Here is a 21789-nt window from a genome sequence, read left to right on the forward strand (position 1 = left end):
GCGGTGGCAGCGGGATCGAGCAGTTCACCTATACGCTGACCGATGCCGACGGCGATGTGCGCACCGCTGTGCTGGAGTTGAACGTTACCAACCTCGACAACCCAGTCACCCTTACAGGCCTGGACATCACCGATGGCGAACTGATCGTCTACGAGAAGCATCTTGCCGACGGCACCAGCCCTGACGCGGGCGAACTCACCCAGAGCGGCAGCTTCACCGTGACGGCTCTGGATGGTCTGCAAACGCTGACCGTAGGCGGCATTACCGTGGTCAGCGGCGGTGTGGTGGCAGGCTTCCCGCAATCGGCGACCACCGATCTTGGCAACACCCTGACCATCACCGGCTACAACCCCAGCACCGGGGTGGTGAACTACAGCTATACCCTTGCCGACAATGCTACCCATCCGGACGCCAACGGCACCAACAACTTGAGTGAAAGCCTCGCCGTCAGTGCGACCGACACCGACGGCAGCATCGCCAATGGCAGTATCGACATCACCATCGTCGACGACGTGCCTTCGGCCGTCGATGCCGAACGCGCCGTTTCCCCAGGCCAGGTGGACTCCAACCTGCTGTTGGTGATCGATGTCTCCGGCAGCATGAACTTTGCGTCAGGCGTACCAGGCCTGACCCGCCTGCAGTTGGCCAAGCAGGCGATCAACGCTTTGCTCGACAAGTACGACGAGATGGGCGACATCAAGGTGCAAATCGTCACCTTCTCCGATGGCGCAACGCAGCAGTCCTCGGTGTGGGTATCGCTCACCCAGGCCAAGAACATCGTCAACGGCCTGAGCGCCAGTGGCGCGACCTACTACGATTCGGCTGTCAATGTTGCCAAGAACGCCTTCGTGGCCAGCGGCAAGCTGGCCGGTGCCCAGAACATCTCGTATTTCTTCTCCGATGGCGAACCGACCAGCGGCCACAGCATCACCGCCGACCGGGAAGCCAGTTGGGAAACGTTCCTCGACGACAATGGCATCAAGTCCTACGCCATTGGCCTCGGCAGTGGCGTGAACGAGAGCAACCTCAACCCACTGGCCTACGATGGCAGCACTCACACCGATACCAACGCAGTGGTGGTAACCGACCTCAGCCAACTGAGCAATGTGCTGTCCGGCACGGTGCTCGGCGCGCCGATCACCGGCAGCCTGCTCAGTGGCGGCGAGCTGGGGGCCGATGGCGGTTTCATCAAGACGCTGGTGGTTGATGGCACCACGTACACTTACGATCCGAAAGCCAATGGTGGGGACGGTTCCTACGCGGCCAGCGGCGGTGCGGACCACGGCACCTTCGATACAGCTACCAACACCTTCAACATCAAGACCAACCTGGGCGGCACGCTGCTGGTGGACATGGACACCGGTGACTTCATCTACACCCCGCCCAAGGATACCGGTGTGACCCAGCAGGAAAGCTTCGGCTTCACCGTCAGCGACAACGACGGCGATCTCGCCAGTGCCACCCTGACGGTGAACATCTACACCAATACCGCGCCGGTGGCCGGGGCCGATCACATCATCACCAACATCACCGGGGCCAGCATCACCGTGCCGGCCGAGGTATTGCTGGCCAACGACAGCGACGCGGATAACGACAAGCTCACGGCCTCGCCGATTACCTTCGACACCGATTTCTCCACAAAGGGCGAAGGGTTCAGCGTCGGCAACGGCACCCCGGTCATCGATTTCAACGGCACGGGGGGGAGCCAGACGAACCGCTTCAAGGACCTGCCGCGCAGCGCCTTCAGGGGCACGGCCAACAGCATGGTCGCAGCGCTGATCGTCGATGCCTTCGTACGGGATGTCGGTGCCAGCAATGCCAATGACCAGGATGTCATGACGGTCCACTTGAAAAAAGGCGAGACCCTGACCCTTGATCACGACGTGCCAACCGGCAATTTGCAAATGTTCTGGAAGGACGATGTGGGCGATTATCAACCCATCATCGACGGCAGCTCCTTCACGGCCAGCCACAGCGGGACCTACAGCATCCTGGTACGCAACGTGACCGACAGCAATCTCGGCTCGGGCGCCGAGTTCTACAAGTTGACCATGACCATCGACTACAGCAACGCCCAGAACGATGTGTACAACGGCACCTACACCACCAGTGACGGCCATGGCGGCACGGCCACCGGCAATGTCGACATCACCTACCAGGACGGCAGCGTGCTCACCGGCAACGATGGCGACAACACCCTGCTGGCTGGTGCCGGCAACGATACCCTGCAGGGCGGTCTGGGGCACGACGTGCTGGTCGGTGGCGGTGGTGATGACTTGTTGTACGGCGGTGACGGCGACGACCTGCTGATCGGCGGCCCGGGCAACGACCTGCTCGATGGCGGTGCGGGCATCGACACGGCCAGCTACGCCTCGGCCACCGGCGGTGTGACCGTCAACCTGAACCTGGCCACTGCCCAGAACACGGGCGGTGCCGGCACCGATACCCTGAACGGCATCGAGAACCTGATCGGCTCGGACTACAACGACACCTTGACCGGCAACGGTGGCGACAACCTGCTGATCGGCGGGCTGGGCAACGACACCCTGAGCGGCGGCGCAGGCAACGATGTGCTGCTTGGCGGGCTCGGCGACGATACGCTCAACGGTGGCACTGGCAACGACACCTTCGTCTGGCAGAAGGGCGAAGTGGGGCACGACACTGTGCTGGCGTTCACCCCAGGAAGCGATCATCTCGACCTGTCGCAACTGCTCCAGGGCGAAAACGGCACCACTGCCTCGCTGGATGACTACCTGCACTTCAAGGTCACCGGTTCCGGTGTCAATGTGGTCTCGACCATCGAGGTCAGCAGCGTGGCCGGCGCCGCGCCAACCCAGACCATCGACCTGGCCGGCGTAGACTTGGCGCAGCATTACGGTGTGACGGCAGGTGCGGGTGGGGTGGTCGCGGCAGGGCAGGACACGGCAACCATCATCAATGGGATGCTCAATGACCATTCGTTGAAGGTGGATACGGTCTGAGGTGGTAGGCCTTGAGGTGGGTGTTGCCTGGGATATCGAGCGCCGCGCGGGCGGCGCTGGATCCCACAAGCACCGAACCTGCTGCGACGAACGATCATGTGAGACCCGCGATGAGCGACGCCTGGGCATATGCGCGGGTCGCACCTGTGGCGCCGGGCAATCGGCCGTCTCCTAGACTGGGTTCAAGCCCCCTTCGGAATCAGCCCGATGCCCCAGCGCGAAGTCCACAGCCCGGCCCAGGCCCTTTGGCAACCCATGCTCCTGGCTGGCCAGCGCCTGCCGGGCGTGTCCTGGAAAACCCTGGCCGATGCCGGCCCCTGGCAGGCCTACTGGATGAAAATGGCCCCCGGCAGCCGTTCGATACCGCACCGCCACGCGGCCGTCGAGCTGCTGCAGGTGCTGGAAGGGGAGGTGATGGATGTCGACGGCCAGCTGTTCCGTGCCGGCGACAGCCTGGTCTATGCACCCGGCTCCGAACACTGGCTGCGTTCACCCCAGGGCTGCTTGTTGCTGGTGGTGGAATCCGAACCCTCGACCCTTGGCGAGTGACGCTCAGCCGGGCCGGTGCAAGGTCTTCTGCTTGAGAATGTACAGGCTGACCAGTACCGCGCTGGACAGCATGAAAACCCGTGCCCAGAACAGCGGCACCAGATAGCACGACAGCCCGATGCTGGCCCACATCAGGCCGATGGCGTAGACCTTGCCCCGCAGCGGGATACCCTGGCCGCTCAGGTAGTCGCGGATCCAGGGCCCGAGCTTGGGATGGTTCACCAGCCAGTGGTGAAAGCGTGGCGAGCTACGGGCGAAGCAAGCCGCCGCAAGCAGCAGGAACGGGGTGGTGGGCAACACTGGGAGGAAGATCCCCACCACCCCCAGCGCGACGCTGAGCCAGCCGATGGCCAGCAGCAGGTAGCGCATGGCCGGCTTAATGGTGGCGCGGCTTGAGCAGGGCAGGCTTCTCGTCCGGTGCGTGCAGCAGCAGGAACAGCGCGGTCAGCGCCTCGGGGATCTGCACGATCATGTCGTCCTGCAGGCTGGCGTTCTTGGCGATGTCTTCGAACTCCTGCTGCTCGTCGAACAGGCCCGAGCCGACCATGATCGGCAGGAGCATCTCGCTGACTTCTTCCTCGGCGTTTTCGAACCAGGCCTCTTCACGAAGGAACACGCCTTCCATGAAGCCGATGCACCAACCGCGCAGGTCGGAGTCGTCCGGCTCGTCGCCCAGGTCCAGGTCGCAGGGCAGCTCGAACTCGTCGTCGCTGGCCAGCTGGCGGCCGATATGCGCCTTGAGCGCGACCAAGGTGGCCTCGATCTCGGTGCGCTGGGCCTCGCTGGCGTAATGGGGCTCTTCGGCGAACAGGGCGTCGATCCATTCGCGCTCGGGAACGTCCTCGGAGCAGATCGACAGCGCGGTCAGGTAGCCGTGGGCGGCGACGTAGTCCAGCGCTTCTTCGTGCAGCTCGTCAGCGTCGAGGAAGGCTTGCAGGCGGGTCAGTTGCTCGGCGAAGGACATTACAGGGCTACCTTGGGGAATAAACGATAACGAATTCTAGCACCTTGCGGCGGCTGGGGGGCAAAGGGAACGTCTGTCGCAGGAAGGCGCCCAGGCCCCCTGCATGGCCGAGCACTGGGGTATAATCCGCGATTTTTCATCCAGGGGGGCTGTTTCCCGGCCCTCCGGCAAAAGCCGCTTACGCATTCGTGAGTGTGCACCGCGGATTTTTCGTCCAGCCTGTGTCCAGGATGGTATGGCGATTTTGGAGTTTTCAATGCTCGAACAGGCTCAGCGCGTCCTCAAGGACATCTTCGGCTACGACAGTTTCCGGGGGCGCCAGGCAGCGATCATCGAATGCGTGGCCAGTGGCGGCGATGCCCTGGTGCTGATGCCCACCGGCGGCGGCAAGTCGCTGTGCTTCCAGGTCCCGGCCCTGCTGCGCCCGGGCCTGGCGGTGGTGGTCTCACCCTTGATCGCGTTGATGGACGACCAGGTCGCCACCCTCGACGAGCTGGGCGTGGCCGCCGCCGCGCTGAACTCCACCCTGAGCCCCGAGCAGCAGCGCGAGCTGGCCGGGCGCCTGCGCCGCGGCGAGGTGAAGATGCTCTACCTGGCCCCCGAGCGCCTGGTGCAGCCGCGCATGCTGGAATTCCTGCGCACCCTGGACATCGCCTTGTTCGCCATCGACGAGGCCCACTGCGTCTCGCAATGGGGCCATGACTTCCGGCCGGAATACCTGCAACTGGGCCAGTTGGCCGAGCTGTTCCCCCATGTGCCGCGCATCGCCCTGACCGCCACCGCCGATATGCGCACCCGCGAGGAGATCGTTCAGCGCCTGCACTTGCAGGGCGCCGAGCGCTTCCTGTCGAGTTTCGATCGGCCGAACATCTTCTACCGCATCGTGCCCAAGGAGTCGCCGCGCAAGCAATTGATGGCGTTCCTCGGTGAGCGCCGGGGCAACGCCGGCATCGTCTATTGCCTGTCGCGCAAGAAGGTCGACGAAACCGCGGCCTTCCTCTGCGAACAGGGGTTCCCGGCCTTGCCGTACCACGCCGGCCTTGCCGCCGAGACGCGCTCGGCCAACCAGCACCGCTTCCTCAACGAGGAAGGCCTGATCATGGTTGCCACCATTGCCTTCGGCATGGGCATCGACAAGCCCAACGTACGCTTCGTCGCCCACCTGGACCTGCCCAAGTCGATGGAGGCCTATTACCAGGAAACCGGCCGTGCCGGCCGTGACGGCCTGCCGTCCGACGCCTGGATGGCCTATGGCCTGCAGGACATGGTGATGCTCAAGCAGATGCTGCAGAACTCCGAGGGCGACGAGCGCCACAAGCGCATCGAGCAGCACAAGCTCGATGCCATGCTGGCGCTGTGCGAGGAAACCCGCTGCCGTCGCCAGTCCCTGCTGGCCTATTTCGATGAAGTGCTCGAGCAGCCGTGCGGGCATTGCGACAACTGCGTCGACCAGGTGCAGACCTGGGACGCGACCGAGCCGGCGCGCCAGGCCTTGTCGGCGGTGTACCGCACCGGCCAGCGCTATGGCGTGGGCCATCTGGTCGATGTGCTGGTGGGCAAGGACACCGAGAAGGTGCGCAATTTCGGCCACGAGAAACTGTCGGTCTTCGGCGTCGGCAAGGCGTTGAGCGAGCACGAGTGGCGCTCGCTGTTCCGCCAATTGGTGGCGCGCGGCCTGGTGGATATCGACCTGGAAGGCTACGGCGGCCTGCGCCTGTCCGACAACTGCCGGCCGTTGCTGCGCGGCGAGGTGAACCTGCAACTTCGCCGCGACCTCAAACCCCAGACCGTGGCCAAGACATCCGGCGGCGGCAGCCCGGCCAGCCAGCTGGTGCGTGCCGAGGAGCGCGAGCTGTGGGAAGCCCTGCGCGCCCTGCGCCGCAAGTTGGCCGCCGAACACAGTGTGCCGCCCTATGTCATCTTCCCCGATTCGACCCTGCTGGAAATGCTGCGCAGCCAGCCGACCAGCCTTAGCGAGATGGCCCAGGTCAGCGGCGTGGGGGCACGCAAGCTGGAGCGCTACGGCGAGGCCTTTCTCGATGTGCTCAACGGTGGGGCTGGCGAGGAGGCGCCGAAGGTGGTGCTCGACCTGCGCCACGAACTGGTCAGCCTGGCCCGTGCCGGCATGACCCCGGCACAGATCGCCGGCCAGCTCAATTGCACCGAGAAGAACGTCTACAGCCTGTTGGCCGAGGCCCTCGGCCGCCAAGAGCTGAGCCTGGAGCAGGCGCTGGACCTGCCGGAAGCGCTGCTGATGGAGGTGCAGGACGCCTTCCTCGACGGCGAGGGCGAGCTGCCGCCGGTGGCCACGGTCTCGGCACTGCTCGGTCAACGCGTACCGGAGGGGGTACTGCACTGCGTGCGTGCGGCGTTGGCGGCCGAATTCGAGCTGTAGCTGATCCTTGTCACGCTTTTTGACGATTACCGGACACTCCCGCGGCCACCAGCCTTGCCTGTTGGAGCGGGCCATGGTTAGCTGACTAATAATTAGTTCTGTTCATAGAGTCACTTATGCCCTTGACCGACAACCAACACCGCTTCGGCATGCAGCTGGCACAGATGTCCCGTGGCTGGCGCGCCGAACTGGACCGCCGCCTGGCCGGCCTCAACCTGTCCCAGGCCCGCTGGCTGGTGCTGCTGCACCTGGCCCGATTCGACGACGCGCCTACCCAGCGTGAACTGGCGCAAAGCGTGGGCGTCGAAGGGCCGACCCTGGCGCGCCTGCTCGATAGCCTGGAAAGCCAGGGCCTGGTGCGGCGCCAGGCGGTGATGGAAGACCGTCGGGCCAAGAAGATCGTGTTGTGCCCACCGGCCAAACCCTTGATCGACCAGATCGAGACCATCGCCAATGCCTTGCGTCAGGAGCTGTTCACCGGTGTCGATGAGGCTGACCTGGAAGTCTGCATGCGAGTGCATGCGAAGATTCTGGCCAACCTCGAGAAGTCCTGAGTCTTCCATCCAGGGGGCCGCAAGGCGGCCCCTGTACCTTTAGAAGGTATGGCCCAGGTTCAGGTAAACCGCCTTTTGGTGCTCGCTGTTGGCCCCGTAGCTGATATTCAGCGGCCCAAGCGGCGTTTCCAGGCCCAGGAAGATGCTCGCCGCGTTGATATACCCACTGTCGAACTCGTTGTCGTTGTTCCACGCCCGACCCCGCTCCAACGAGCCGCCCAGATAGAGCGGGAAATCCAGGGGCAGGTAGGCGCGCGGTGTCAGGCGGCGGTAGTAGACCATGCGCATCAGGCTGATGTTCTGGCCCGAGACCGAGTCCTGGCGAAAGCCCGACAGCTGTCGGGCACCACCGAATACGAAGCTCGACGTCACCACTTCCGTATCGTCCAGCGTGCGCCCGTAGCGCCCGCCCAGTACCCAGGAGTTGGGCCCGCTGCTGAAGGCCTTGTCGAGCTTGAACTGCCATTGGCGGTAGTCGTGATCCGAGTCCAGCGACTTGTCGTACTTGCGTAGGGTCAGGCCGATGTCCTCGCCGCTGTGGGGAAAGTACACGTTGTCGAAGGTGTCGAAGGAATACTTCAGCTCGTAGAAACCTTCATTGAAGCTGACCTTGGGCAGGTCCTGGTCGCCGATGCGTACCTCGGCTTCACCCCACGCCTTGCCCACACCCAGGCGGACTTCGCCATAGGTGCCGATCTGCCGCCCCAGATTCAGGCCGAAGCCGTAGCGCTCCAGGCGGTATTCGGCCACCGGGTCGTTGTCCAGGGTGGCCTCGATGTTCTGCGAGCCGAGGTCCAGGTAGGGCGCGATGAAATAGCGCGAGCCTACGTCCAGTGGCTGGTAGAACTCGCTGTAGAGCTCCTGTTGGTCACCGATCTGGGCGCGGGTCAGCCATTCGGCGCCCAGCTGGTTGATGCCGTTGACCCGGTAGCTGGCGCCGAGGTTGAAGGCGCTGTCGCCGCGCATGTCGTCCGACAGGTTCAGGCCCAGGCGCAGGTAGTCGGTGCCGCCGCGCTTGCCACGGGCATTGATCACCAGGGTATTGTCGTCGCCCTTGTGCACCACCCGGTACTGCACCCGGTCGAAGTAGTCCAGGCCATAGAGGGTGCCCATGTCGGTCTGCAGGCGGTCCAGCTCCAACGGCTCGCCCAGGGGTTGGCGGATGTAGTAGCGGATCACGTCATCACTGACCTTCGAGTCGTTCTCCATCTTGATCGCGGTGATCACCGGCCGGCGCTGACGCGGCGAGCGGGCCACCGCCAGGCCGCTGTCGCCCTCGGCATGGTGCAAGCCGGCCAGGCGGGTGTCGAGGGCTCGGGTGGCGCGGTAGCCAGCGTCGATCATGTCCTGGGCACGGCCAAAGTCAGTCACGCCAAAGGCTGCCAGGGGCGGTTGGATGAGGATGTCGTCCTGATGCAGGCTGGCCAGTTGCTCCTCGGAATTGCGCCGGGTCATCAGGGTGATCGACTGGTTGAGGACATCCACCACCGTGGCCAGTTGCTTGCGGTCACGCAGCGGGCTGCCGATGTCGACCACGATGGCCAGGTCCACGCCCATGTCTCGGGCAACGTCCAGCGGGATATTGTCGACCATGCCACCGTCCACCAGCAGGCGGCCGTCCAGCTCGACCGGGGCGAACACCGCCGGGATCGACATACTGGCGCGGATCACCTGGGGCAGGTGGCCCCGGCGGAACACCACCTTCTCGCCGCTGGCGATATCGGTGGCTACGGCGCGGAAGGGGATCGGCAGCTTGTCGAAGTCGCGGGTGTCGGCGGTATGGGCCAGCTTGCTTTCCAGCAGCAAGGACAGGTTCTGGCCCTGGATCACGCCCAGCGGCAGGCCAAGGCTGCCATCGTCGCGAAAGCTCAGCTTCTGCTTGACCAGGAAATCGCGGTCGTCCTGCTTGCGCCGGAAGGGGACGTCCTTGCGCGGTGGGGCGTCGGAGAGCGCCTGTTGCCAGTCGAGGGTGGTGGCGAGTTTCTCTAATTCCTCGACACTGTAGCCGGAGGCATACAGCCCACCGACCACCGCCCCCATGCTGGTGCCGGCGATGGCATCGATGTGCACCCCTTGTTCTTCCAGGGCCTTGAGCACGCCGATATGGGCCAGGCCCCGGGCAGCGCCGCCGGACAACACCAGGCCGACCTTGGGCCTGGCCGTCTCGGCGGCCAGGGTGGCGAAGGAGGTGAGCGTCAGTAAAAGGCAGAGCAGCAGGCGGCGCATCGTGAGTCTCAAAACCGTGGGCAAAGACCGCTAGTATAAGCGGCTCATTCCCGAAGGAGACGCGCTGCCATGCCCCAGGCCAAGCCAGAAATCATCATCACGTACTGCACCCAGTGCCAGTGGCTGCTGCGGGCTGCCTGGCTGGCCCAGGAACTGCTCAGCACCTTTGCCGACGACCTGGGGCGTGTGGCCCTGGAGCCGGGTACCGGTGGGGTGTTCCGCATCACCTGCGACGGCACGCAGCTCTGGGAGCGCAAGGCCGATGGCGGCTTCCCCGAGGCCAAGGTGCTCAAGCAACGGGTTCGCGATCAGATCGACCCACGGCGCGACCTTGGCCACAACGATCGCTGATCAGGTGCCCTCGGCCACGGGGCGCTGCCGGGGCGGCTGCTCGGCGGCCATGCGGCTGGACAGCACGATGGCGAAGATGATCAGCGCGCCGCCCAGCAGCATGCGCAGGGTCGGCGTTTCGGCGAACACCACCCAGGCCACGGCGATGCCATAGACCGGCTCCATGCCGAACACCACCGCTGCCGTACGCGCCTTGATCACCGACAGGCTGGCGACGAACAGGCTATGGGCGATGCCGGTACAGAAAATGCCCAGCAGGGCGATCCACAGCCAGTCCATGGGTGTCACCTCGCCAAGCCCCGGCGCGGCCACCGGCAGCAGGCACAGCGCGACCACCAGGTTCTGCCACAGGGCGGCTTGCACTGCCGGCAGGCGCCCGGAGCCGGCCCGGTTGGTCAGCGACAGCAGTGAGAACAGCAGGCCGGAGAGCAAGGCCCAGAGCAGCCCACCGGTGGCCTCGCTGGCCAGGTCGAAGGCGGGCGTGACCAGCACCAGACCGATGCTCACCAGCAGCACCAGCACAGCTTCGTTACGGCGGATGCGCTCACGGAACAGCAGGCCCTCGAGGATCACCGTGAACGCCGGGAAGCTGGCGAAACCCAAGGTGGCGATAGCCACGCCGCCGACCTTGACGGCGATGAAGAAGGTCACCCAGTGACCGGCCAGCAACACGCCGCCGAGCAACAGGCGGCGCAGGTCCTGGGCCTGTAGGCGCTGCCAGCCCTGGCGTGCCAGGCCGGCGAACAGCGCCAGCGCCAGAACAGCGAAGGCGGCGCGGCCGAAGACAATGATCGTGGGGCTGGCGCTGGTAGCCAGCTTGCCGAAGACCCCAGTGAGGCCAAAGAAAAGGGCGCCGATGTGCAAGGCGCCGAGGGCGGTGCGGTGGTTCATGCTGGTCCTTGTGATAACAATGATCACCTTGAATAGGTGCAGCCCTTCGAATCCTGGGCTCGATGCTGAAGGGCCAGTCTACGAGGGCCACCGCCAACTGTCTGTCGGGTTTTTTCGCGGCAGTTGTCTTCAGGGGCGTTGGCAGAGCGCGAGTGTACACCTGCATGGGCCCCATCGCGGGACAAGCCCGCTCCCACAGAGGGCGACCCAAGTCGTCACCGATCGCTCGTCACACGTTTGCCACCAACCTGTCATCCACAACTGCCAGGCTCCAGCAAACAGTGCCGGAGCCTGCCCATGACCCATGTAGAACTCGCCCGTCCGTCACGCAAGCAGCGCGTACGCACCCTATGGATTTCCGACGTACACCTGGGTACCCGGGACTGCCAGGCCGAGCACCTGGCGCACTTTCTCAAGCGCTACCATGCCGACCGCATCTACCTGGTCGGCGACATCATCGACGGCTGGAAGCTGCGCAGTGGCATCTATTGGCCCCAGGCCCATACCAACGTCATCCGCCGCCTGCTCACCTTGAGCAAACGCGGTACCGAAGTGATCTATGTCACCGGCAACCATGACGAATTCCTGCGCCGCTATTCCCGGTTGATCCTGGGCAACATCCACCTGGTGGACGAGGCCGAGCACCTGACCGCCGATGGCCGGCGGCTGTTGGTCATCCACGGCGACCAGTTCGACGTGATCACCCGCTACCATCGTTGGCTGGCGTTCCTGGGCGACCGTGCCTATGAGTTCACCCTCGTGCTCAACCGTTGGCTCAACCACTGGCGTGCCCGCTACGGCTATGGCTACTGGTCGCTGTCGGCCTACCTCAAGCACAAGGTCAAGGGTGCGGTGAACTTCATCAGCGATTTCGAGGACGCCATCGCCCACGAATGCACCCGGCGTGGTTTCCATGGCGTGGTCTGCGGGCATATCCACCATGCCGAGATCCGCCGGGTGGGCGAGGTCGAGTACTTCAATTGCGGCGATTGGGTGGAGTCCTGCACCGCGCTGATCGAGCACTGGGACGGGCAGATCGAGCTCTATCGCCTGGCCGACGCCCAGGCGCACGAAGCCGAACGGCTGGCGCGCCTGCGTGAGCCTGTCTAGTCGATGCCTACAGGCTGATCTTGCCGCGCAGGATGTCGCGGAACATGGCGAAGTCGCCGATCAGGCTGTACAGCGGATAGGAGAAGGTGGCGGGGCGGTTCTTCTCGAAGAAGAAGTGGCCAACCCAGGCAAAGCCGTAGCCTGCGAGTGGCACGGCCAACAGCAGCAGCCACTTGCCGCTGGCGATGGTGTAGGCGAGCAGCGCGATGACCAGGCTGGTGCCGACGAAGTGCAGCCGACGGCAGGTGGGGTTGCTGTGTTCGCCCAGGTAGTACGGATAGAACTCGGCAAAACTGCGAAACTGCGTGGTTGAATGCATGGCGGCGCTCCCCGTTGATGCGCGAGGTGGGCAGGTTGCACGGCGTGGAGCCTGATTTGAGTCTAGAGTCATTGTCGGGGGCGGCCAGTGACAATTGGCGCCAAATGAATATCTTTTCGATTCGCCGCCTGCTGCGGTCAGCACAAGAAGCCTGCCATGAGCGAAAGAACCACGTCGGCCAGCTGGGCATCAGGGATCGTCAAGGCGCTGGAACTGGAGGGCCTCGATTGTCGGGCCATGTTCAAGCAGCTCGGGCTGGACTTCGCCGCCCTGGACGACCCCGACGCGCGTTTCACCCAGGACTCCATGACCCGGCTCTGGCAGTTGGCGGTGGACCTTTCGGGCAACGAGGCCATCGGCCTGAACATGGCACGGGTCGTGCGACCGGCCTCCTTCCATGTGGTCGGCTATGCATTGATGTCCAGCCGCACCCTGGCCGAAGGTTTCGAGCGTCTGGTGCGCTACCAGCGGATCATCGCCGAAAGCGCCGACCTGAGCTTCCGCCTGGGCCCGGAGGGCTATGCCCTGGGGCTTACCGTGCATGGCGATCACTTGCCACCCACCCGGCATAGCAGCGAAGCCTCCCTGGCCTGCGCGTTGTCGCTGTGTACCTGGCTCAGTGGGCGGCCGATCCAGCCGCGGCGCGTATTGATCCAAGGCCCGCAGCCGAAGAACGTGGAACCCTACAAAGTGGCCTTTCATTCGCCGTTGGTGTTCGGCGCGCCCTATGACGCACTGGTGTTCGAACGCTGCGATATGGAAGCACCGCTGCCCACCGCCAACGAGGCCATGGCTGTGCTGCACGATCGTTTCGCCGGGGAATACCTGGCGCGCTTCTCGGAAAGCCGGGTGACCCATCGAGTGCGCCAGGTGCTGTGCCGCATCCTGCCCCAGGGTGAGCCCAAGCGCGAGACCCTCGCCCAGGCCCTGCATCTTTCCCAGCGCACTCTCCAGCGTCGGTTGCAGGAAGAGGGCACCAGTTTCCAGACCTTGCTGGACGATACCCGCCGGGAGCTGGCCGAGCAGTACTTGGCCCAGCCGGGCATGACCTTGCTCGAGACCGCCTACCTCCTCGGTTTTGCCGACCCGAGCAATTTCTACCGGGCGTTCCGCCGCTGGTTCGATGTCACGCCCAGCGAATACCGGGCGCGCCTGGAGGCCGCGCCGGTCAGTGACGCCAGAACGCCGGCATGCACAACACCAGCACCGTGATGATCTCCAACCGCCCCAGCAGCATGCCGCCGGCCAGGATCCACTTGGCCGCATCCGGCAGGGTCGCATAGTTGCCCGATGGGCCGATCACTTCGCCCAGGCCAGGGCCTACGCCCGATACGGTACCGGCCGCGCCGGTGAGGGCCGTCATCCAGTCCACGCCCAGCAATGAAAGCAGCAGGGCGATGACGCAGATGGTGATGGCGAAGAAGAACGAGAACGTCAGGATCGAACGCACGATTTCTTCGTCGAGGCGGTGGCCGTTGTACTTCTGCTTGATCACCGCACGGGGGTGGATCAGCTGGTTGAGGCTGGCCTTGAGCAGGATATAGGCCACCTGGAAACGGAAGATCTTGATGCCGCCGGCCGTCGAGCCGGAGCAGCCGCCGATGAAACCCAGGTAGAAGAACAGCATCAACGAGAAATTGCCCCACAGGCTGTAGTCGCCCAGGGCGAAGCCGGTGGTGGTGACCACCGAGGTGACGTTCAGCGCCACGTGACGCAAGGCGTCGAGCCAGTGCAGGTCGGTGGTGGCCCAGTACCAGGTGCCCAGCACCAGCCAGGTGGTCACCAGCAGGCCGAGCAGGCCCTGCACCTGCTGGTCGCGGAACAGCGCCTTGCGGTTGCCGCGCAGCGTTGCCACGTACAGGGTGAAGGGGACGCTGCCGAGGATCATCACCACCACAGCGACCCAGTGCACCGCCGGGATGTCCCACTTGGCCAGGGACTGGTCGGAGGTGGAGAACCCGCCCGTGGAAATCGCCGACATGGCATGGTTGATGGCGTCGAATGGGCGCATGCCGGCCCACCAGAAGGCCAGGCTGCCGACCAGGGTGATGCCGATGTACACCAGCACGATCGACTTGGCGACCATGTGCGAGCGTGGCATGACCTTTTCCGAACGGTCCGAGGATTCGGTCTGGAACAGGCGCATACCACCGATGCGCAGCAGCGGCAGGATCGCCACCGCCATGCCGATGAAGCCGATGCCGCCGAGCCAGTGCAGCATCGAGCGCCACATGAGGATGCCCGGTGACATGTTGTCCAGCCCGCTGAGTACCGTGGCACCGGTGGCGGTGATGCCGGACATGCTTTCGAAGAACGCGTCGGTGTAGCTGATGTGTTGGGTCAGCAGGAGCGGCAGGGCGGCGAACACGCACACCACCAGCCAGCTGCTGACGGTCAGCAGGTACATGTCGCGGGGGCGCAGGTGCACATGCTCCGGCCGTCCCTGGACGACCAGGGCCAGGCCGGCGACGAAGGTGATCAGGCTCGACCAGAGGAACGACGGCATGTCGCCAGTACGCTCGAAGACGACCAGTGTCGTCATGGGCACGACCATGCTGACGGCCAGGGTGATCAGGAAGATGCCGATGATGAAACCAATGATCCTTAAGGTCGGCAACGCCATGTGATCTGCTCTGACTCGAAACGGAAGGGCGCCATTTTAAGCGGCGGGCGGCAAGCTGCAAGTGGCAAGCGTGGACGGGGTGGTGCATGGGCTGCTCTTGTGGCTTGCAGCTTGGGGCTTGGCGCTTGAGAATGCCCGCACATTTCTCTGCCAGGAGGGTAGCCCATGGAGGCTCTCGACGCATTGCTCAACCGTGTTTCCGTGCCACGCCTGACCGACCCGGCGCCCAATGCCGCCCAGCGCGAAGCGCTGTTCCAGGCTGCACTGCGCGCCCCTGACCACGGCCAGCTGCGCCCATGGCGCTTCCTGACCATCGAAGGCCAGGGCCGCGAGAGACTCGGTGAGCTGTTCGCCGAAGCGCTGCGCCAGAAGGGCGATGCCAGTCAGGCGGCCCTGGACAAGGCCCGGGCCATGCCGATGCGGGCCCCGCTGTTGATCGTGGTGGTGGCCCGGCTGCAGGACCACTTCAAGATTCCCAAGTCCGAGCAGCGCCTGGCGGCGGGCTGTGCGGCCCATGGCATCCTGATCGCGGCCCATGCCCAAGGCATCGGGGCGGTATGGCGCACCGGCGACATGGCGTTCGATGCCCATGTACACCAAGGGCTGGGGCTTGCCGAAAACGAAGAACTGATCGGCTACCTGTATGTCGGCACCCCTGCCACCGAGCCGCGTACCGCGCCGGTGCTGGAGACCGCCGATTTCGTCAGCGCCTGGGGCGAGTGAAGGATCGGGGCTGCGCCGCAGCCCCGTCATCCAGTCACGATCTCGCAGGGCAGCTCCAAGGTCGCGACGAACCCACCCTGCGGATGGTTCTCCAGTTTCAAGCTGCCCCCATGACGCTCCGCCGCCCGCCGGGCAATCGCCAGCCCCAGCCCATGCCCAGGCGCTTCCTGCCCTGGCGCACGGAAGAACGGCTCGCCCAACTGGGCCAGGTGTTCCTCGGCCACGCCCGGCCCGTGGTCGCGTACGCTCAGTACGATACGGTCCTGATCGCGCTCGGCGCGCAACTCGATCGGTTGCCCTGCGGGGTTGAAGCGCAACGCATTGCGCACCAGGTTGTCCACGGCACGTTCGATCAGTGTTGGCCAGCCCTGCAGGGTCAGGCCTGGCGTGGCCTCCAGGCGCAGCTCCTGTTCCGGGGCGCTGAGCTGGGCATCCTTGCGCACGCTGCCAAGCAGGGCGTTCAGGTCCACGGGCTCGGCATGGGATTGTTCGGCGTCGACGCGGGCCAGGGCGAGGATCTCGCTGATCAGGTCCTCGAGCCGGTCGCATTCGCGCGTCAGGCGAGGCCATAACGCCTGGCGCTGCTCCGGCTCGGCCCGCTCGGCCAGGGCCAGGGCGATGCGCAGCCGCGCCAGGGGCGAGCGCAGTTCGTGGGAGACATCGCGCAACAGTTGCCGCTGGCTGCCAATCAGGCTCTGCAGCCGTGCGCCCATCTTGTTGAAGTCGTTGGCCAGCACGCCGAACTCGTCGCGTCGGGCGGCCAGGCGCGCCAGGCTGTTCTGCTGGTAGCTGGTTTGCCCCAGGTCATGCACGGCGCCGCGCAGGCGACTCAAGGGGCGGGTGATGGAGAGCGTCACCAGCAGGCTGAACAGGGTCAGCACCACCAGGGCGATGCCCAAGGCACTGAGTGGCCACAGCAGGCTGTCGCGGTGCCAGGCATTGAGCTCTGGGTGGGGGATGCGATAGATCAGCAGGTAAGTCTCGCCGCTCTGCGGGCTGGTGTATTCCTCGGTCAGCCGGCGCCAGGGCAGGCGACGCTGGTCGTTGTGCTGGCGCGCCTCGAAGGCGGCGGCGCGACGGGGGAAGGTGCCTGGCACCACGGCCTGGCCATTCTCGTCCAGAACCTGCACATCGATCTTGTAACGGTGCTTGCGTCGCTCCAGGAAGCGTTGGGCGGACTCCAGGCCTTCCTGCTCGTAGTGCTGGGCCCAGTGGCTGGCCAGGGTGTTGAGGCCAGGGTGGCGGCTGAGGATCCAGGCGTCCTGGTTGAGCATGTGGCCGAGCAGGATCGACAAGCCGGCGACCAGGGCGATGGCCAGCCAGAAGCTGGCCAGGATGCGCCAGAACAGTGAACGCACGAGCAAACCTCCTGAAAGCATGAAAAGCCCGGCCCGCGGTGAGGCGGGCCGGGCGTTGGGCGGACAGCTTACTGGGCCTTGCCGGCTTTTTCAGCTTTCCAGGCCTGGAACTCCTGCCACTCGGCCTTGCGCGCGGCGCGTTCCTTCTGCAGTTCGTCGAACTTCTTCTGCTGCTCGGGTTTGAGCAGGCCACGGATGCTGGCCTGGGTCTTGTCGTGGCTGGCCTTGATTTCGTCCTTCATGGCCTTCTGGTCGGCGGCGGGCAGCTTGGCGATGTAGCGTTCGGTGATATCGCGGCGCTGTTTCATCTGCTCGCCCATCAGCTTGCCGATCTGCTGGCGCTGGTCGCGGCTCAGGTCCAGTTGGGCGAAAGCCGCGTCACCGCGATGATGCGGGCCGCCATGCTGGTGGCCGCCTTCGGGCATGGCCATGGCCACGGTCGGCAGGGCGGCGGCGAACATCAGGGCGATAAGGGTCTTGCGCATGGTGTTTCTCCTTTCGTGGGCCGGTGGTTACCGGATGAGCCCAGTCTAGGGAACGCAAGGTCAAGGGCGGTCAGCTGAGCGTAAAGACTCGGTAAAGGTCTGTCGCGGCAACTGGCTTGCCGGCGATAGCGGTTCAGAGGCTGTAGTAATAGCCGCGGCTGCGCAGGGCAACGATGCGCGGTCGGCCATCGGGATGAGGGCCGATCTTCTTGCGCAGGTTGCTGACATGCATGTCCAGGCTGCGGTCGTACAGGGTGAGCTTGCGGCCTAGGGCGAGTTGCGCCAGTTCCTGCTTGTCCAAGGGCTCGCCAGGCTGGCGCAGCAACGCCTCGAGGATACGGCTCTCGGAGAGGGTCAGGCTCATTTCCCGCTCGTCGATGCTGGCCACGCCGCGTGCGGGGCTGAAGGTCAGGTCACCGACCTCCAGCTGGCTGCTGCTGGCCGCCGGGTGGCTGCGCCGCAGCACGGCACGCAGGCGGGCGGTGAGTTCTCGTGGGTCGCAGGGCTTGGCCAGGTAGTCGTCGGCACCCAGTTCCAGGCCCAGGATGCGATCCAGGGGCTCGCCCCGGGCCGAGAGCATCAGCACCGGTAACTCGGCATGTTCGGTTCGCAGTTGCTTGAGCAGTTCCAGGCCACTGCCGTCGGGCAACATCACATCCAGCACCACGGCCGAGGGCGCTTGTGCGGCCAGGGCCTGGCGTGCGCTCTGGCCATCATGGCAGGCGCGTACGGTAAAGCCTTCCTGGCTCAGCCAGCTGGCAAGCAGCTCGCAGAGCTCCTGGTCATCATCAATCAGTAACAGCTCGCTCATGACTCACTCAATTCAACCTTTGACGGCGTTCTCGATGCCCGCCAGCGGCCAAGATACCGCAAGCTGCGGCAAAGGGTGTACTGGCCGGGTCGGCCAGGCCCCGCGACGGCGGGGCGCTGGCGTGTTCGCCAAGGGAGCGGCGGGAAGGGTCAGGGCAGGACTTGCTTGAACGGCTTGACCACCACCTTGTCATACACGCCGGCGGCGATGTACGGGTCGGCATCGGCCCAGGCCTGGGCTGCGGCCAGGGAGTCGAACTCGGCGACGATCAGGCTGCCGGTGAAGCCGGCGGCACCTGGGTCGTTGCTGTCGATGGCCGGGTGCGGGCCGGCCAGTACCACGCGGCCTTCGGCCTTGAGCTGCTGCAGGCGTTCGATGTGGGCGGGGCGGGCGGCCAGGCGTTTTTCCAGGGAACCTTCGACGTCGCTTGCGATGATGGCGTAGAGCATGTCAATCCTTGGGTTTGGAGGTGGAGGGGTCGTTGTCGTGCAGGTGGCGCGACAGGTACACGCCCTGGGCCACCAGGAAGATCACTGTCATGCCCAGGCTGCCGAACACCTTGAAGTCGACCCAGATGTCCTGGAAGGTGAAGGCGACGAACAGGTTGGCCGCACCGCAGACCAGGAAGAAGCCGATCCACGCCAGGTTCAGGCGGGTCCAGATGGTGTCAGGCAGGGTCATGGCGTGGCCCATGATGCGTTTGATCAGCACCCGGTCACCGATGAAGTGGCTGGCGGCGAAGCCCAGGGCGAACAGCCAGTTGACCACTGGCGCCTTCCATTTGAGGAAGGTCTCGCTGTGGAAGGCGAGGGTCAGGCCGCCAAACACCAGGCAGGCGACCAGGGTCAGCAATTGCCCTTTTTCCAGCTTGCCGTGGCGCAGGAACAGCGCGCCATACACCACCAGGGAGCTGATGATCAGCATGGCAGTGGCGCTGTAGATACCGCCGAACTCGAAGCTGTGGCCGGCGATTTCGACGGGGCGTGGGTCGAGCTTGTAGACGATGAAGAACAGCAGAAGCGGGATGAAATCGATGAATTGTTTCACAGTGGCAGCCAGAAGCGGGATGTGACGGCATAATATCAAACATCGATTCCAGCGAAAGCGCTCCTCCATGAATGTTGATCTGCACTGTCACAGCACGGCCTCCGATGGTGCCCTGTCGCCCTCGGCCCTGGTCGCCCGGGCCCACGAGCACGGGGTGCGGACGCTGGCCCTGACCGACCACGACACCATCGAGGGCCTGGCCGAAGCCCGCCAGGCCTGCCAAGACAACGGCATGCATTGGGTCAGCGGCGTGGAGCTTTCATGCACCTGGGGTGGCGCGACCATCCATGTGCTGGGCTATGACTTCCCGCTAGACGCACCGCCCTTGCTCGCTGCCATCGAGGCCCTGCACCGGGGGCGATGGCTGCGCGCCGAGGAAATCGACCGACGGTTGGCGGCCAAGGGCATGCCTGGCACGCTCGATGGTGCCCGGGCCGTTCAACAGGCGTTGGGCGACAGCGGCAACGCCCCGGCACGGCCGCATTTCGCCGAGCACCTGGTGCGCGCAGGCCACGTCAAGGACCGCGGCGAGGCCTTTCGCAAGTGGCTGGGTGCTGGCAAGCTCGGTGACGTCAAGCTGCACTGGCCGACCCTGGAGGAAACTGTCGCGACGCTGCGCCAGTCCAACGCATGGGTGAGCCTGGCCCATCCCATGCACTACGAACTTACCCGCAGCAAGCGCAGAAGGCTGATTGCCGACTATATTCAGGCAGGCGGGCAGGCGTTGGAGGTGGTCAACGGGATGATGCCGGCCGAGCAGGTGGGCACGATGTCCATCCTCACCCGTGAGTTCGGCCTGCTGGCAAGCGCTGGCAGTGACTTCCACGGCCCCGGCACCTGGGGCGAGATCGGTGCCTATCGGCCATTGCCCGAGGACCTGCCACCTCTGTGGCGCCGATTCAGCCATGAACAGCCTATGGCGGTATGAACAGGACGACTACGTGAGCCAATTTTTCCAGATCCATGCGGAAAACCCGCAGGCGCGCCTGATCAAGCAGGCCGTCGAGATCATCCGCAAGGGCGGGGTGGTGGTGTATCCCACCGACTCGGCCTACGCGATGGGCTGCCAGATCGGCGACAAGACCGCCGTGGAACGGGTTCGACGCCTGCGCCAGCTGGACAAGAACCACAACTTCACGCTGCTTTGCTGCGACCTGTCGCAAATGGGCACGTTCGCCAAGATCGACACGGCGACGTTCCGTCTGCTCAAGGCGCATGTACCCGGGCCGTACACCTTCATCCTCAACGCCACGCGCGAAGTGCCACGTTTGTTGATGCACGAGAAGCGCCGCACCATCGGCCTGCGCGTACCTTCCAACCCGATCGTCCTGGCGCTGCTCGCAGAGCTGGGCGAGCCCCTGATGAGTGTGAGCCTCATCCTGCCGGGCGATGAAGACCCGATGACCGACCCGTACGAAATCCGCCAACGCCTGGAGCATCACGTCGACCTGATCATCGATGGGGGCTTCGGCGACCTGAAGGCTTCGACGGTCATCGACCTGTCCGGCGACGACCCGGAAGTGATCCGTGTCGGCTGTGGCGACCCCGCGCCCTTCCTGGCGCCTGTGTGAGCCAGGTTCAAGAGGCCGCGGCACCGGTCAGCGACAGCGAATCGCCGCAACAGCTGCAATTGGCGCTGGTCTATGGCGAAGCCCTGACCGAGCTGCCGATGGACCTGTACATCCCGCCGGATGCCCTGGAAGTATTCCTCGAGGCCTTCGAAGGGCCGCTGGACCTGCTGCTGTACCTGATCCGCAAGCAGAACATCGATATCCTCGACATCCCGGTGGCGGAAATCACTCGCCAGTACATGTCCTACGTCGAATTGATGAAGAGCGTGCGCCTGGAGCTGGCCGCTGAGTACCTGGTGATGGCTGCCATGCTTGCCGAGATCAAGTCGCGCATGTTGTTGCCGCGTTCCAGCGAGGTCGAGGAGGAGGAGGGCGACCCGCGCGCCGAACTGATTCGCCGGTTGCAGGAGTACGAACGCTTCAAGGCCGCCGCCGAGGGCATCGACGAGCTGCCGCGGGTGGGCCGGGAGGTGGTCGTGCCGCGCCTGGAGGCGCCCCAGGCCAAGGTGCGCAAGCTGCTGCCGGAAGTCGCGCTGGAGGAGATCCTGCTTTCGATGGCCGAGGTGATGCGCCGCAATGACCTGTTCGAGAGCCACCAGATCACCCGCGAGACGCTGTCGACCCGCGAGCGTATGAGCGAGGTGCTGGAGCGGCTCAAGGGGGGTGGTTTCGTGCCTTTCGTCGAGCTGTTCACGCTTGAGGAGGGCAAGCTCGGCGTAGTGGTCACGTTCATGGCGATTCTCGAACTGGTGAAGGAATCGCTCATCGAACTGGTGCAGAATGAGCCTTTCGCCCCGATCCATGTCCGTGCCCGGGCCGAGTGACAACGAA

At 64.8% G+C, this 21789-nt stretch carries 22 protein-coding genes; 11 read left to right on the forward strand and 11 right to left on the reverse strand.

Going from position 1 to position 21789, the window contains the following annotated elements:
* On the forward strand, window positions 1-2981 hold a 2981-nt coding region (locus AC1MHZ_RS10745; RefSeq protein ID WP_482966338.1), incomplete at its 5' end, for a type I secretion C-terminal target domain-containing protein.
* Window positions 2982-3188: 207 nt separating this feature from the next.
* Window positions 3189-3530 (forward strand): cupin domain-containing protein, encoded by a 342-nt coding sequence (locus AC1MHZ_RS10750; RefSeq protein WP_324815704.1) that lies wholly within the window; start codon window positions 3189-3191, stop codon window positions 3528-3530.
* Window positions 3531-3533: 3 nt separating this feature from the next.
* On the opposite strand, the gene AC1MHZ_RS10755 is transcribed toward AC1MHZ_RS10750, so the two are convergent.
* Complete coding sequence (locus AC1MHZ_RS10755; protein ID WP_084858322.1) at window positions 3534-3899, reverse strand: YbaN family protein; 366 nt, start codon at window positions 3897-3899, stop codon at window positions 3534-3536.
* 7 nt (window positions 3900-3906) lie between these two features.
* Window positions 3907-4494 carry a YecA/YgfB family protein gene (locus AC1MHZ_RS10760; protein WP_084858321.1) on the reverse strand — a complete coding sequence of 196 codons (588 nt, stop codon included), beginning with the start codon at window positions 4492-4494 and terminating at the stop codon, window positions 3907-3909.
* A 256-nt stretch (window positions 4495-4750) separates the two neighbouring features.
* Between AC1MHZ_RS10760 and recQ the strand changes: the two genes are divergently transcribed.
* Together recQ and AC1MHZ_RS10770 are read left to right on the forward strand one after the other, a co-directional pair.
* Window positions 4751-6889 carry a DNA helicase RecQ gene (gene recQ / locus AC1MHZ_RS10765; protein ID WP_084858320.1) on the forward strand — a complete coding sequence of 713 codons (2139 nt, stop codon included), beginning with the start codon at window positions 4751-4753 and terminating at the stop codon, window positions 6887-6889.
* Window positions 6890-7005: 116 nt separating this feature from the next.
* A complete protein-coding gene (locus AC1MHZ_RS10770; protein ID WP_084858319.1) occupies window positions 7006-7443 on the forward strand; it encodes a MarR family transcriptional regulator in 438 nt (145 codons plus the stop codon).
* Window positions 7444-7482: 39 nt separating this feature from the next.
* On the opposite strand, the gene AC1MHZ_RS10775 is transcribed toward AC1MHZ_RS10770, so the two are convergent.
* Window positions 7483-9669, reverse strand: coding sequence for a patatin-like phospholipase family protein (locus AC1MHZ_RS10775; protein ID WP_482966339.1), 2187 nt, complete (start codon window positions 9667-9669; stop codon window positions 7483-7485).
* A 69-nt stretch (window positions 9670-9738) separates the two neighbouring features.
* Between AC1MHZ_RS10775 and AC1MHZ_RS10780 the strand changes: the two genes are divergently transcribed.
* The gene (locus AC1MHZ_RS10780) at window positions 9739-10020 is read left to right on the forward strand and encodes an Rdx family protein (protein WP_084858317.1); all 282 of its coding nucleotides are present in this window, start codon (window positions 9739-9741) and stop codon (window positions 10018-10020) included.
* On the opposite strand, the gene AC1MHZ_RS10785 is transcribed toward AC1MHZ_RS10780, so the two are convergent.
* The gene (locus AC1MHZ_RS10785; RefSeq protein ID WP_084858316.1) at window positions 10021-10911 is read right to left on the reverse strand and encodes a DMT family transporter; all 891 of its coding nucleotides are present in this window, start codon (window positions 10909-10911) and stop codon (window positions 10021-10023) included.
* Between the two features lie 297 nt (window positions 10912-11208).
* Here AC1MHZ_RS10785 and AC1MHZ_RS10790 point away from each other — a divergent pair, with 297 nt between their 5' ends.
* A complete protein-coding gene (locus AC1MHZ_RS10790) occupies window positions 11209-12021 on the forward strand; it encodes a UDP-2,3-diacylglucosamine diphosphatase (protein WP_465001305.1) in 813 nt (270 codons plus the stop codon).
* Window positions 12022-12028: 7 nt separating this feature from the next.
* On the opposite strand, the gene AC1MHZ_RS10795 is transcribed toward AC1MHZ_RS10790, so the two are convergent.
* On the reverse strand, window positions 12029-12340 hold the full coding sequence (locus AC1MHZ_RS10795) for an Mpo1-like protein (RefSeq protein ID WP_324815726.1): 312 nt from the start codon (window positions 12338-12340) through the stop codon (window positions 12029-12031).
* Between the two features lie 156 nt (window positions 12341-12496).
* Between AC1MHZ_RS10795 and AC1MHZ_RS10800 the strand changes: the two genes are divergently transcribed.
* Window positions 12497-13552 (forward strand): AraC family transcriptional regulator, encoded by a 1056-nt coding sequence (locus AC1MHZ_RS10800; RefSeq protein WP_084858313.1) that lies wholly within the window; start codon window positions 12497-12499, stop codon window positions 13550-13552.
* On the opposite strand, the gene AC1MHZ_RS10805 is transcribed toward AC1MHZ_RS10800, so the two are convergent.
* On the reverse strand, window positions 13509-14963 hold the full coding sequence (locus AC1MHZ_RS10805) for a TrkH family potassium uptake protein (protein ID WP_482966340.1): 1455 nt from the start codon (window positions 14961-14963) through the stop codon (window positions 13509-13511). The two genes, AC1MHZ_RS10800 and AC1MHZ_RS10805, sit on opposite strands and share 44 nt — an antisense overlap.
* 165 nt (window positions 14964-15128) lie before the next feature.
* Here AC1MHZ_RS10805 and AC1MHZ_RS10810 point away from each other — a divergent pair, with 165 nt between their 5' ends.
* Complete coding sequence (locus AC1MHZ_RS10810; RefSeq protein WP_084858311.1) at window positions 15129-15686, forward strand: NAD(P)H nitroreductase; 558 nt, start codon at window positions 15129-15131, stop codon at window positions 15684-15686.
* 26 nt (window positions 15687-15712) lie between these two features.
* On the opposite strand, the gene AC1MHZ_RS10815 is transcribed toward AC1MHZ_RS10810, so the two are convergent.
* The 5 genes from AC1MHZ_RS10815 to AC1MHZ_RS10835 all read right to left on the reverse strand — a co-directional run bounded on the left by AC1MHZ_RS10815 (window position 15713) and on the right by AC1MHZ_RS10835 (window position 19387).
* Window positions 15713-17050, reverse strand: a complete 1338-nt coding sequence (locus AC1MHZ_RS10815) for a sensor histidine kinase (protein WP_084858310.1) — start codon at window positions 17048-17050, stop codon at window positions 15713-15715.
* A 62-nt stretch (window positions 17051-17112) separates the two neighbouring features.
* Complete coding sequence (locus AC1MHZ_RS10820) at window positions 17113-17529, reverse strand: Spy/CpxP family protein refolding chaperone (protein WP_084858309.1); 417 nt, start codon at window positions 17527-17529, stop codon at window positions 17113-17115.
* Between the two features lie 133 nt (window positions 17530-17662).
* A complete protein-coding gene (locus AC1MHZ_RS10825; protein WP_084858308.1) occupies window positions 17663-18340 on the reverse strand; it encodes a response regulator transcription factor in 678 nt (225 codons plus the stop codon).
* 149 nt (window positions 18341-18489) lie between these two features.
* The gene (locus AC1MHZ_RS10830) at window positions 18490-18789 is read right to left on the reverse strand and encodes a YciI family protein (protein ID WP_070092114.1); all 300 of its coding nucleotides are present in this window, start codon (window positions 18787-18789) and stop codon (window positions 18490-18492) included.
* Window position 18790: 1 nt separating this feature from the next.
* Window positions 18791-19387 carry a septation protein A gene (locus AC1MHZ_RS10835; protein WP_482966341.1) on the reverse strand — a complete coding sequence of 199 codons (597 nt, stop codon included), beginning with the start codon at window positions 19385-19387 and terminating at the stop codon, window positions 18791-18793.
* Between the two features lie 67 nt (window positions 19388-19454).
* On the opposite strand from AC1MHZ_RS10835, the gene AC1MHZ_RS10840 reads away from it, so the two are divergent.
* The 3 genes from AC1MHZ_RS10840 to AC1MHZ_RS10850 all read left to right on the forward strand — a co-directional run bounded on the left by AC1MHZ_RS10840 (window position 19455) and on the right by AC1MHZ_RS10850 (window position 21782).
* Window positions 19455-20315 carry a PHP domain-containing protein gene (locus AC1MHZ_RS10840; protein WP_084858306.1) on the forward strand — a complete coding sequence of 287 codons (861 nt, stop codon included), beginning with the start codon at window positions 19455-19457 and terminating at the stop codon, window positions 20313-20315.
* A gap of 13 nt (window positions 20316-20328) precedes the next feature.
* Window positions 20329-20958, forward strand: a complete 630-nt coding sequence (locus tag AC1MHZ_RS10845; protein ID WP_324815741.1) for an L-threonylcarbamoyladenylate synthase — start codon at window positions 20329-20331, stop codon at window positions 20956-20958.
* 125 nt (window positions 20959-21083) lie between these two features.
* Window positions 21084-21782 (forward strand): segregation and condensation protein A, encoded by a 699-nt coding sequence (locus tag AC1MHZ_RS10850; RefSeq protein WP_172403047.1) that lies wholly within the window; start codon window positions 21084-21086, stop codon window positions 21780-21782.
* Window positions 21783-21789 lie beyond the last annotated feature (7 nt).

The organism is Pseudomonas sp. FA-1 (assembly GCF_056856075.1).

Bases quoted from the DNA above. Each gene is read 5' to 3' on its own strand.
- AC1MHZ_RS10770 (WP_084858319.1), top strand. From the start codon at position 7,006: ATGCCCTTGACCGACAACCAACACCGCTTCGGCATGCAGCTGGCACAG.
- AC1MHZ_RS10800 (WP_084858313.1), top strand. From the start codon at position 12,497: ATGAGCGAAAGAACCACGTCGGCCAGCTGGGCATCAGGGATCGTCAAG.
- AC1MHZ_RS10795 (WP_324815726.1), bottom strand. From the start codon at position 12,340: ATGCATTCAACCACGCAGTTTCGCAGTTTTGCCGAGTTCTATCCGTAC.
- recQ (WP_084858320.1), top strand. From the start codon at position 4,751: ATGCTCGAACAGGCTCAGCGCGTCCTCAAGGACATCTTCGGCTACGAC.
- AC1MHZ_RS10825 (WP_084858308.1), bottom strand. From the start codon at position 18,340: ATGAGCGAGCTGTTACTGATTGATGATGACCAGGAGCTCTGCGAGCTG.
- AC1MHZ_RS10830 (WP_070092114.1), bottom strand. From the start codon at position 18,789: ATGCTCTACGCCATCATCGCAAGCGACGTCGAAGGTTCCCTGGAAAAA.
- AC1MHZ_RS10820 (WP_084858309.1), bottom strand. From the start codon at position 17,529: ATGCGCAAGACCCTTATCGCCCTGATGTTCGCCGCCGCCCTGCCGACC.
- AC1MHZ_RS10785 (WP_084858316.1), bottom strand. From the start codon at position 10,911: ATGAACCACCGCACCGCCCTCGGCGCCTTGCACATCGGCGCCCTTTTC.
- AC1MHZ_RS10755 (WP_084858322.1), bottom strand. From the start codon at position 3,899: ATGCGCTACCTGCTGCTGGCCATCGGCTGGCTCAGCGTCGCGCTGGGG.
- AC1MHZ_RS10760 (WP_084858321.1), bottom strand. From the start codon at position 4,494: ATGTCCTTCGCCGAGCAACTGACCCGCCTGCAAGCCTTCCTCGACGCT.
- AC1MHZ_RS10790 (WP_465001305.1), top strand. From the start codon at position 11,209: ATGACCCATGTAGAACTCGCCCGTCCGTCACGCAAGCAGCGCGTACGC.
- AC1MHZ_RS10780 (WP_084858317.1), top strand. From the start codon at position 9,739: ATGCCCCAGGCCAAGCCAGAAATCATCATCACGTACTGCACCCAGTGC.
- AC1MHZ_RS10750 (WP_324815704.1), top strand. From the start codon at position 3,189: ATGCCCCAGCGCGAAGTCCACAGCCCGGCCCAGGCCCTTTGGCAACCC.
- AC1MHZ_RS10805 (WP_482966340.1), bottom strand. From the start codon at position 14,963: ATGGCGTTGCCGACCTTAAGGATCATTGGTTTCATCATCGGCATCTTC.
- AC1MHZ_RS10840 (WP_084858306.1), top strand. From the start codon at position 19,455: ATGAATGTTGATCTGCACTGTCACAGCACGGCCTCCGATGGTGCCCTG.
- AC1MHZ_RS10810 (WP_084858311.1), top strand. From the start codon at position 15,129: ATGGAGGCTCTCGACGCATTGCTCAACCGTGTTTCCGTGCCACGCCTG.
- AC1MHZ_RS10775 (WP_482966339.1), bottom strand. From the start codon at position 9,669: ATGCGCCGCCTGCTGCTCTGCCTTTTACTGACGCTCACCTCCTTCGCC.